Genomic DNA, 328 nt, shown 5'->3' with positions numbered 1-328 from the left:
GCTCAATAGGAAATTGGTTGTCTGTAGGGCTAATATTAAGCGTTTTACCGCTTTCTACAAACGGTGTTACAAATACTTTAAAGCGCTCAGCAAACGCAAGATATTGGCCATCTGGCGATACTCTAAATTCGGTGGCATGCTCAGATTCGTAAAGCTTACGCACTTTTTTAGTATCAAGCTCTACTACACTCAGCGTTGGTTTTGGCCACGGGCTCATGATGTACACTCGATCGTTAGCTGCGCCAAACTGTGGCTGATAGCCATTTTTTGAAATTAACTCACTTTTGCCGCCTTTAGTACTTACGCTGTAAACTCCTGGGTTTAGTGA

At 43.0% G+C, this 328-nt stretch carries 1 protein-coding gene; it reads right to left on the bottom strand.

From position 1 onward, the window contains the following. Nucleotides 1-217: hypothetical protein (locus AAEY83_RS13545; RefSeq protein ID WP_351059586.1), on the bottom strand; the 217-nt coding region annotated here is incomplete at its 3' end. Nucleotides 218-328: the final 111 nt, after the last annotated feature.

Origin of the sequence: Psychrobacter sp. TB20-MNA-CIBAN-0197, from assembly GCF_040309765.1 — a bacterium.
In the GTDB taxonomy this organism is placed as follows: Bacteria; Pseudomonadota; Gammaproteobacteria; order Pseudomonadales; family Moraxellaceae; genus Psychrobacter; species Psychrobacter submarinus.
The sequence above is the reverse complement of the archived record's forward strand: the minus strand, read 5'-3'. Positions and strand labels throughout refer to the sequence as shown.